Raw genomic sequence first — 2,679 nt, 5'->3', positions numbered from 1 at the left:
GCGTTCTGGCCGGTCGGTCAATCAGCGTGGTCAGTTGCTGGACCGCCTGGGTGATGTCAGCCCGTTGCCGGGTGGTGACGGCTTCGCCCTGGCGTTCGGCCAGGTAGATGACCAGACGCACCATGAAAGCGACATTGCCCTTGGTGGGTTCCATTTGAAAGGGGTTCCAGCCGGTCGGCTCCCCCAGGCGGATATTGAAGTACCGCCCGCCCAGGGCCATGATGAGTACCTGCATGCCCTGGTCTTTGTCCCAGACCACGCAGGCTGCCCCGAATTTCTGTGCCTGGGTCAGCAACATGCCTTGCAGCACGGTTTTGCCGGTGCCCGTCATGCCGATGATCAGGGTGTTGCCCGGGCGGCGTTTGCCGGTTTCGTCCAGGTCTTCCGTGGAGGCATGGAAGTTGAAGAAAAAGGGCGATCCCGTCTGCGTTTTCAGCATGGTGACGGCTGGCCCCCAGGGGTTTCCGGCAGGCTTGCCCGTCAGCTGGTTGTGCAGGCTGGAAAAGCACAGGAAATTCAGGGAGGTCACCGGCACGGGCCGGGGCCGCCAATGCCAGTTGCCCGGCAGTTGCGCCCAGAACCCGGCTTCCAAGGCCCGGTCCAGGGGCCGAAAGCCTACGGCGTCTTCGGCCAGGGCGGTGGCCGTCTGCGCCAGCGCCTGACGCACGCTGTCTGCCGAGGTGCCATACACCAGGAGAGTGGCATGATGATCCCCCAGGCCCAGGCGGGCCGAGGTCAGATCGTCCATCACATCGGCCAGTTGCGTGACCTGACTGACCGAATCGTCACCCGAGTCCAAAAGCAGCTTGTGGTGTTTCTTGACGAGTTTTTTGGCGGCGGCTCCTGTGTGACTGCCCCAGGATTGCGTCAGCACAAACTCGTGGGGCAGGCCCAGCAGTCGGTCCAGGTGGCCTGGTTTGGTAGCTTCCGGGTAGTCGCGCAATTCCATCATGCCAAAGAGGCGTGACCCGGCGACGGTGCGCAGTTCGCCCAACTCGCCGTGGCGGCCAAAGATGGGACGGGCCTGCGGCAGGGTTTCGCGCAGCCGTTCCCGGCTGATCGGCACGGGCCGATGGGTGCCCGACAGCAGGAACCCCAAAAATTCAGCCGTTTCGCTGAACGCCAGCCCCCGGCAATCCACGATGCCGAGGATCTGCGGATCATAGCGGTACAGGCCTGCGGTCAGTGCCCGCACGGCGCTGTCCAGGCGTTCGATGGATTCATCCTGCCAGTGAGCCAGGCGTTTTGCATCCGCCTTTTCCAGGCTGGCGAAGGTGCCCAGCACAGGGTCTGCGACGGGGTGAATCAGCACACTCAGGTACAGGTCATTGACCATTAGCCCCGCGGTGTCGAACGTCGCCCGGTAGGCCGCATCAAAACGGGTGGCGAAAGGTTGTGCAAACGTGCTGTCGGGATATTCCGTCACACGCCTGCGGATGATGTGCGAATACAGGCCGAGCGAGCCCATGGGTAGGCCGCGCAGCACATTGTGCAGGGCCTCGATCCAGTCTTTCAGTTCAGCCTGGCCGTAGGCGTCCGGTGCCCGACCAGCGACCTTGATGACCGCCAGGTATTCGTGGTTGTCGCAGGCAATGATGCGGTCGGTGACATGGTGGGAATAGGGCAGATAACGGGAAACCAGCCGTTCATCAACGGCCAGTGCGGTGGCTGCGGTCATGGCAGAGTCCTTCGGGAAAGCAAACGGCGCCAGGGCCGGTTGCGGTGGTAGCCCTGCGGGGCATAGCTGGAACCGCGCCAGAATCGCTGCTGGCGATTCGTGCGACGGGTCTTGAGTTCCAGCCAGAGGATGTCGATGGCTTTGTCGTCATCGCGGGTGAGCATGGCCAGCGTGGGCATCACGACCAGCAGTAGCCCCCACCAGGCCAGCCCGGCTGTCATGGCAATGATGGCCACGCATGCGAACGCGCCGAGCATCAAGGTGGTGGGGATGCCCATGAAGGTCGCCTTGCGGCCCAGGCCCTTGAACACGGGATAGGTGTTCGGGGGCTGATGGTCGGGAGACTGGTCTGTGTGGCCGGTGCGGGCGGCGCGTGTGCTGCTGGTGCGGGTCGCCATGGCTTACTTCCAGAGCAGCACAACGAGTTCGGCTGCGGACCCGGCCAACAGCACGCCAATGCCCCAGCGGATGGCGTCATCCTTCCTCATCACTTCAGCTGAGTACAGCACGAAGATGATGACGCCGATGATGACGGCGGCAATCGGCAGAATGATGTCTAGATTGTCTTTGAGGGTTTGCAGCGTGGTCCGGGCGCGAGACAGGCCGCCCAGAGACTGCGCCCATGTCGCGTGACTGACCATCGCCAGTGTCCAGAGTGTCACCAGCCTGTCCATGAAATGTCGCGGGGTTGTCTGGAGTGTGAGGTGTGGCAATTTCTGCATGGCATGATTCCTGCCCCAAACGCCGGCAGGCGTGTTGGGGTGTGGGGTGGGAAAAGAAAGAGAAGGTCAGCGGGCCGCAGGATGCGGTGCTGCGGGGGATCAGTGGGCCGGTGGCTGAAAGCCATCGGCGATGGGATGTGCCGTAAAGCCGTCCGGGGTGCCGGGTGGCGGGGTTGGTGTCTGGGCGGGTGCGGTATCCGGGCTGTCCGGCGTGGTGGGTTGCGCGTCGTCAGCGGATGCCGCATCGTCGGGGTCTGGCTTGAGAGCTGGGACCACGAT

At 63.5% G+C, this 2,679-nt stretch carries 3 protein-coding genes and 1 pseudogene; all 4 read right to left on the bottom strand.

From position 1 onward, the window contains the following. On the bottom strand, positions 1–1,678 hold a 1,678-nt coding region (locus RBR29_RS11820), incomplete at its 3' end, for a VirB4 family type IV secretion/conjugal transfer ATPase (RefSeq protein ID WP_320349503.1). Beyond that, complete coding sequence (locus RBR29_RS11815; protein ID WP_320349501.1) at positions 1,675–2,076, bottom strand: VirB3 family type IV secretion system protein; 402 nt, start codon at positions 2,074–2,076, stop codon at positions 1,675–1,677. The genes RBR29_RS11815 and RBR29_RS11820, both read right to left, overlap by 4 nt. 3 nt (positions 2,077–2,079) lie before the next feature. Further along, positions 2,080–2,400: a TrbC/VirB2 family protein gene (locus RBR29_RS11810; RefSeq protein ID WP_320349499.1), complete on the bottom strand. Its 321-nt coding sequence runs from the start codon at positions 2,398–2,400 to the stop codon at positions 2,080–2,082. 99 nt (positions 2,401–2,499) lie between these two features. Then, a pseudogene (locus RBR29_RS11805) lies at positions 2,500–2,679 on the bottom strand (hypothetical protein); the annotation flags it as partial.

It is taken from the genome of Castellaniella sp., assembly GCF_034007085.1.
Taxonomy (GTDB): domain Bacteria; phylum Pseudomonadota; class Gammaproteobacteria; order Burkholderiales; family Burkholderiaceae_B; genus Castellaniella.
This window is presented reverse-complemented; position numbering and strand designations above follow the sequence as displayed.

Coding starts and splice junctions, on each gene's coding strand:
- RBR29_RS11810 (WP_320349499.1), bottom strand. CDS start 2,400: ATGCAGAAATTGCCACACCTCACACTCCAGACAACCCCGCGACATTTC.
- RBR29_RS11815 (WP_320349501.1), bottom strand. CDS start 2,076: ATGGCGACCCGCACCAGCAGCACACGCGCCGCCCGCACCGGCCACACA.